Origin of the sequence: Microvirga alba, assembly GCF_015694465.1 — a bacterium.
Lineage (GTDB): Bacteria > Pseudomonadota > Alphaproteobacteria > Rhizobiales > Beijerinckiaceae > Microvirga > Microvirga alba.
The window spans coordinates 95,519-102,213 of record NZ_JADQDO010000011.1 but is presented as its reverse complement, the minus strand read 5'-3'; the positions used below and the strand labels follow the sequence as shown (position 1 = coordinate 102,213).

6 protein-coding genes are annotated in these 6,695 nt (G+C 59.5%); all 6 read right to left on the bottom strand.

The features are described from left to right. Positions 1-142: 142 nt before the first annotated feature. Positions 143-976, bottom strand: a complete 834-nt coding sequence (hutG, locus tag I2H38_RS18245) for an N-formylglutamate deformylase (protein WP_196273305.1) — start codon at positions 974-976, stop codon at positions 143-145. A gap of 47 nt (positions 977-1,023) precedes the next feature. After that, a complete protein-coding gene (locus I2H38_RS18240) occupies positions 1,024-2,466 on the bottom strand; it encodes an aldehyde dehydrogenase family protein (RefSeq protein ID WP_196273304.1) in 1,443 nt (480 codons plus the stop codon). Positions 2,467-2,524: 58 nt separating this feature from the next. Then, a complete protein-coding gene (locus I2H38_RS18235; protein ID WP_324617433.1) occupies positions 2,525-3,307 on the bottom strand; it encodes an amino acid ABC transporter ATP-binding protein in 783 nt (260 codons plus the stop codon). Beyond that, positions 3,292-3,960 (bottom strand): amino acid ABC transporter permease, encoded by a 669-nt coding sequence (locus tag I2H38_RS18230; RefSeq protein WP_196273303.1) that lies wholly within the window; start codon positions 3,958-3,960, stop codon positions 3,292-3,294. The genes I2H38_RS18235 and I2H38_RS18230 overlap by 16 nt, the downstream gene beginning before the upstream one ends. A 91-nt stretch (positions 3,961-4,051) precedes the next feature. Continuing rightward, a complete protein-coding gene (locus I2H38_RS18225; protein ID WP_196273302.1) occupies positions 4,052-4,861 on the bottom strand; it encodes a transporter substrate-binding domain-containing protein in 810 nt (269 codons plus the stop codon). 61 nt (positions 4,862-4,922) lie between these two features. After that, positions 4,923-6,623, bottom strand: coding sequence for a thiamine pyrophosphate-binding protein (locus tag I2H38_RS18220; protein WP_196273301.1), 1,701 nt, complete (start codon positions 6,621-6,623; stop codon positions 4,923-4,925). Between the last annotated feature and the right edge of the window lie 72 nt (positions 6,624-6,695).

Genomic DNA, 6,695 nt, shown 5'->3' with positions numbered 1-6,695 from the left:
CCGGAGCAAACGCGCTGTCCGGAACGCCAAGGCGCTTGAGGAGGGCGCGCGCCTCGTCGGCAACGGAGGCGGCGGCGACGGATTTCAGGGCGGCTTGATCGCGTGCGGACAATGAAAGTCTCCTTTTGAGGAACGTTGGAAATCACGAGCGCTGGTTTCGGGCGAAGCTCAAACAGGTTTCGAGGATCCGCCGGAGCGTTTCCCGAATGGGAGCGGAAATCTGGTCGTCATATGCAGGCGGCCAATTGTCTTCCGAAACCTTCTCCGATGGTTCGGTTAGATAGCCGCGACAAGCGAGCTCCATCTGGACGGCGTTGATGCCACTTTTCGGGTCTCCGAAATGGCGGGTGATGTAGCCGCCCTTGAAGCGCCCGTTCACGACAAAGCTGAAACCAGATGCGGAGCAAACGTCCGCCACGGCGGTCGATAAAGCGGGATCGCAAGTTGTGCCGTTGTTGGTGCCGATGTTGAAATTCGGCAGCAATCCCTCGAACAGGCGCGGAATTCTGGAACGAATCGAATGGCAATCGTAGACGACGATTTTGGGATGCATTGCTCGTAGACGACGGGACTCATGAGCGATGGCCTCGTGATAAGGCTCCAGGAATCTGGCGCGCCGCTCGCCGATGCTCTCAGCTGTTGGCTCTGCGCCCGAGTGATATAATGGCTCGCCGTCGAAGGTTGTCGTCGGACAGAGATCCGTCGTCGGTTGGCCGGGATAGAGCGAGGCACCTGAGGGATCGCGGTTCACATCGATGACTGTGCGCGAGATCGCCGTATGAATGATCGTGGCGTCCAGCTCCGTCGCGAAGTCGTAGAGCAGATCGATCCACCAATCCGTGTCTCGGCGCGCCCGCCACGGCGAGACAAGCCCGCGCTCATAAGGAACCGGGATCTCAACACCGGTATGGGGGAGACTGATGATCAGGGGGGCATCGCCGCGTTTCACGGTGAGCCAGGATGAGTCGAGGGTCACGGGTGGTTCCTTGATTGGGCGGCGCGTCGTGTCAGCGTCCCTTCCCGCTATCCTGGGTAGGTGTAGGCTGTCTTGACCGTCGTGTAGAATTCCTGCGCGTATCGTCCTTGCTCGCGCGACCCATAGGACGAGCCTTTCCGCCCACCGAAGGGTGCGTGATAGTCGGTTCCGGCCGTCGGGAGGTTGACCATTACTGTGCCGGCTTCGGCGTTACGTTTGAAGTGACTCGCATATTTCAGGCTGGTGGTGCAGATGCCGGATGACAGGCCGAATTCGGTATCGTTGGCGGCCTCCAGAGCAGCCTCATAGTCTCGAACCCGAGTAACGGTCGCGACCGGGCCGAAGATCTCCTCTCGCGCAATCCGCATGGTGCTGTCGACCTCCGTGAAGAGAGTCGGCAGGAGATAAAATCCCGGTGTCTCGCGCGTGACACGTTCGCCGCCGGTGATGAGCTTGCCGCCTTCCTCCCGGCCGAGGCGGATGTATTTCAGATCTTGCTCGAGCTGGTTCTGATCCACGACGGGGCCGATATGAGTTCCAGCTTTGAGAGCGTTGTCGACCACAAGCCCCTTCATGCGCTCCGTCAGAGCCGTTACGAAGCGGTCATGGATCTGATCGGTGGCGATGAGGCGCGAGGAGGCCGTGCAGCGCTGTCCGGTTGCAAAGAACGCGCCGTTGACCGCGCATTCCACAGCGACGTTGAGGTCGGCATCGTCGAGGATCACGAGCGGATTCTTCCCGCCCATCTCCAGCTGCATCTTTTTCATGGGATCGGATTGGATACAAGCCTGCGCGACCTTGCGGCCTGTTGCGACCGACCCGGTAAACGAGATGGCTGATACCTTCCGGCTTCGCAACATCGCCTCGCCGACAATTGAGCCCGGTCCCATCACCAGGTTGAAAACGCCGGAAGGGATACCGGCCCGCACGATGATTTCCGCGAGCGCATGAGCGGATGCCGGAACCAGATCGGCCGGCTTGAAGACCACGCAGTTGCCGTAGGCGAGTGCTGGGGCGATCTTCCATGCTGGGATCGCAATCGGAAAATTCCAGGGCGTAATCAAGCCCACGACGCCGACCGGCTCGCGGGTGATGTCCACTTCGACACCCGGCCGCGCAGAATCCAGCCTGTCACCCGTGATCCGCAAACATTCGCCGGCGAAAAACTGAAAGATCTGGCCAGCGCGGGACACTTCGCCGATACCCTCCGACAAGGTCTTGCCCTCTTCGCGGGAAAGCAGGGTTCCGAGTTCCTCTTTCCGGGCGAGGATCTCATCGCCTATCGCCTTGAGAATGTCGTGGCGCAGCTGAATCGAAGAGCGCGACCATGCGGGGAAGGCATCATGGGCGGCAGCGATCGCACGTTCCGCCTCCGCAACGCCCGCGCGGGCGAAAATGCCGATAACGTCGCCAGTATCCGATGGGTTGATATTGGCGAGGACATCGCTCGCGACAAGCCACTCCCCTGCAATGTAGTTGGGGAAAATCATAGGGTCTACCTTCGGGGAGTATGTCGAGAACTATCGATGCTTGACGGCGGAGCGCGCCTCAATCGTTCATGATCGCGCGCAGGAATTTACGCGTCCGCTCTTCCACGGGGTGCTCGAAGAATTCGCGGGCTGGCGCTTCTTCAACGATCTGCCCCTTATCGAGGAGCATGGCGCGGCTTGCTACGCTTTTTGCGAAGCCGATCTCGTGGGTGACGACGATCATCGTCATATTATGCTCCTGATGGACGCGCCTTATTACGTGCAACACCTCTTCGCGCATCTCGGGATCCAGCGCCGAAGTCGGTTCGTCGAAGAGCATCAACGAAGGCTTCATGGCCAAAGCGCGCGCGATCGCCACGCGCTGCCGCTGTCCGCCGGAGAGCTCAAAGGGATAACTTTGCGCCTTGTCAGCCATGCCGACCTGCTCGAGCAGCCTGCGCGCCTCCTCATTTGCCTCCCGCTTTGACAAGCCCTTGATCTTCGTCGGAGCGATCGTGATGTTCTCGATCGTCGTCATGTGTGGGAACAGGTTGAAGTTCTGAAAGACGAAACCGGTCGAGAGACGGATCTGCTGCAACAGATCGGGCGTCGCGCCTTCCACCTGGCGGCCATCCACCGCAATGGAGCCACTGCGAATTGTCTCGAGCCCGTTGATGCATCGCAGCAGGGTGCTCTTGCCGCAACCGCTGGGACCGCACAGAACCAGCACTTCGCCTTTTGCGACGTCGATGCTGATCCCGTTCAACACATTGACGGCACCATAGGATTTGTGGACGTCCCGGATGCGAATGAGCACCGGGTCCGCATCGGCCTTTGCTACGGGCATCAGATTGGTTGCCATTTTTGAAGCCTTTCCAGCGTCCGCATGATCAAAGCGTAGCCCCAGATGAGGCCGACATAGAGGAAGGCCGCGCCCGTGTAGAACTCCAGAGGCCGGAAGAATTGAACGGTCAGCTCTTGCGCCCTGAACATTACCTCCGGAACGGCGATCAGAACTGTTACCGTCACGTTCTTGATGACGGTGATATGGACATTGGTGAGAGAGGGGAGGGTGGCGAAGAACGCTTGCGGCAGAGTGATATAGCGCATGACCTGCCAGCGAGAGAACCCAAGCGATTGGGCAGCCTGAGCCTGCGTCGATGGAATAGCTTCAAGGCCGCCGCGGAACGCCTCGCAGGCAAGCGCCGCGCCATTCAGCGACAGAGCGATCACTGAACTCACGGTGGGCGAAAAGGAAAAGCCGGTGAGAATCGGCATGACGTAGTGGATCCAAATCAGGAGGACCACAACGGGCAAGGTTCGGAACAGGTCCACGAAAACAACGGAGACGCCACGTAGCAGCCACCGCTGCGACATGCTCATGGCGGCGAGCAGAACGCCGAGGATCGTGGTGAAAATGATGCTGGGAAAGCTTGTCCACCATGCGTACCACAGGCCGCCTGCAAGGTACGGGCCGTAGTCAGCGAGAACGCCGAACTGGAACGTATAGTTCATGAATTCACTCGAAGAATATATCCGGAGCAGGTCTCGATAAGCCGATAAGGGTTGCGGATCGAATCTCACGATCCGCAACCATTCTAATCAATTAATGCGGACCGGTGGCGAGTTCAGGCGGCAGGTTCCATTTGTCCGCGAGTGTCCGGTACCATCCTCGGAGCTTCATCGAACGGATATACGTGTCGAGGAATGTCAGGAGGTCGAGATCGCTGTAGCGGACAGCATGGTTCATGCTGGTCCACTCGGTTTCGTTGCTTGCGAACTTGACGTTGCGCAGCTCGGTGGGTCTCTCCTGGGCGCGAAGCTCATTGGAAACCGAGTCGCCTACGTAGGCCGTTGCGCGACCCTGCATGACTTCAAGTACCGCGGCGCCCGTGTCGGAGAGCGAGCTCACCTTCGCTTTCTTGAATGTGCGCTGGGCAAACTGGTGAGCTGCCGTCCCGGAGACCACGGAGACAGTATTACCGTCTTTGTCCAGGTCGGCGAGCGAGCGCACCGGGCTATCGGCGCGGACCATGGCCGTCGACGAGAGATATCCGAAGGCTTCACCGAATGCCACGGCGGTTGCGCGCTCCGGTGTTGCTCCCAGACCGCTCATGATAACGTCCCACTTCCCGGCCTGAAGCCCGGCCACAAGACCACTCCATGTGGTGTTGACGAGCTCAACCTTGATCCCGGTCATAGCCTCAAGATTCCGGATGTCGTCGACGATGAGACCTTCGTACTGATTCGTCTTCGGGTTCAGAAGAACGAACTTGTTCCAGGGCGCGACGCCGACGACCAGTTTCTTCTCCGACATAATGCGGTCGAGTGTGGGCCCCGCCCACGCGCTCGTCGAGAGAGCCACCACCGCGATGCTTGCGGTTGCGACCAATGCCTTCTTGAAGATTCCTAGCATGATAATCCCCTCTGCTTTTTGTGTCATAGTCACGGCTAGTTCAGGCAATCGGCTCAACTGTTCAGTGCACCATGTCACTTTCCAGTATGCGCTCGAAACCGACGATCGGCGCGGTCGCGTCCGGATCGATGACCACATCGATCACGTAAGGTCCGCCCGCTGACAAGCCGCGCTTGAGCGCAGCTCCGATGGCCTCTGGATCCGCAACGCGTTCGCCGCGGCATTTCAGAGCGCGGCCAACTTCCGCGTAATCGATGTCCAGGAAATCGCATTCCAGATAGCGACCCATAACTTTCTGCTCCCAGTGTCGTTGGAAGCCGAGCGTGCCATTGTTGAAGACGACAACGAGCACCTCGACGCCATAGCGAGCCGCGGTTTCCAGTTCGTTGAAGACGTAGCCGAACGCGCCATCACCGGTGAGGCAGATCACTTTGCGTGACGGGTCCGCCATCTTGGCACCGATGGCGGCTGGAAGACTCCAACCAATGCCGCCAGTTCCCCGAGGTGAGAGAATAAACCGTCCCGTCCCCGGCACGTCGATGTGACTCATCGCCCAGCCGGTGATGTAGCTCGCATCGGTCACGATTAGGGTCGAGTCATCTACCAAAGCTGAGATTTCAGAGAGCAGGCGTTCAGGTCGAATCGGGGTTTGCGCCGATTGCGCCATGGGCTCAAATTCGGCCTGCCAACGATCCTTCAATTCTGCCACGCGGGCTCGCGCCGCCGGATTCTTACTTGCGAGTCCTGAATCGATGCAGACGGCGATGAGGTCCCGCAATGTGTCCCGTACGTCGCCGACCATCGGCACTTCGGTTGCAAAGTTACGACCGATTTCGGTCGGATCGATGTCCAGATGAATGAGCGTTGTTTCGCGTTTAGGCAACGACCAGTCGCTGTAGCAAATCTGACCGGTGCGCGACCCGAGCACGAACACCACATCCGCTTCGCTGAAGAGGGCGTTTGAGATCTGCCCTCGGCCATAGCGCCCGCCTGTGGTCGACCCGAGTGGCCCGACTGCGAGTTCGTGATCATCCGGAATTGCTCCGCGCCCGGTCATCGTGGTTGCGACGGGAATGTCGAGCAATTCCGCGAGCGTTCTGAGCTCCCGCTCCGCTCCCGAGATGATGCAGCCACCGCCCGCAATGATCAGCGGCCGCTCGGCTGCTGTGAGATGATCGACCGCCGCTGCGATCGACTCCCGGCTGGCGCGCATGCGGTTGGCAGGAAAATGCACATAGGCCGGATCCGCCCACGGCTCCCCATCCGTTTCCGCTGCCATGACATCGCTGGGGCACAAGAGCACGACGGGACCAGGACGCCCCGTGGTGGCGATCCTGAACGCTTTGCGGACAGCGTCGGCCGCCTGCTCGGGCGCATCGATTCGAGTGACGTCTTTAACGTAAGGAGCAAGAGCGACCGCGTGGTCCAATTCGCTGCTCGCGTTCTTGTTCTTGAGGCGCAGCGGGTGGTCCTGAACGAGCGCGATAACCGGAACGGAGGAACGCTGTGCCTCCAGAAGTCCGGTAATCAGGTTGGTGGCGCCAGGGCCGAATGTCGAGGCGCAAACGCCGGGACGGCCGGTGGCCTGCGCGTAACCGTGCGCCATGATCGCAGCATGTTTCTCGTCGCGCGCCGTGACGATGCGGGTGAAACCGCGATCGACCGCATGAAACACGTGAATGGGGTCTTCCATCCCGAAGAGGCAGGTCACGCCGTAGCTTTTGAGAGTTTCGTACAGAATTTTACCAGCGGTCCCGCGCATCGTCTCTTTTTCCTCATTGTGTTGCATTAAAGTGTTGCTTATTATGCAACATGTTGTTTATTAGAGTAAGCT

Coding starts and splice junctions, on each gene's coding strand:
- I2H38_RS18240 (WP_196273304.1), bottom strand. CDS start 2,466: ATGATTTTCCCCAACTACATTGCAGGGGAGTGGCTTGTCGCGAGCGAT.
- I2H38_RS18235 (WP_324617433.1), bottom strand. CDS start 3,307: ATGGCAACCAATCTGATGCCCGTAGCAAAGGCCGATGCGGACCCGGTG.
- I2H38_RS18225 (WP_196273302.1), bottom strand. CDS start 4,861: ATGCTAGGAATCTTCAAGAAGGCATTGGTCGCAACCGCAAGCATCGCG.
- I2H38_RS18220 (WP_196273301.1), bottom strand. CDS start 6,623: ATGCGCGGGACCGCTGGTAAAATTCTGTACGAAACTCTCAAAAGCTAC.
- I2H38_RS18230 (WP_196273303.1), bottom strand. CDS start 3,960: ATGAACTATACGTTCCAGTTCGGCGTTCTCGCTGACTACGGCCCGTAC.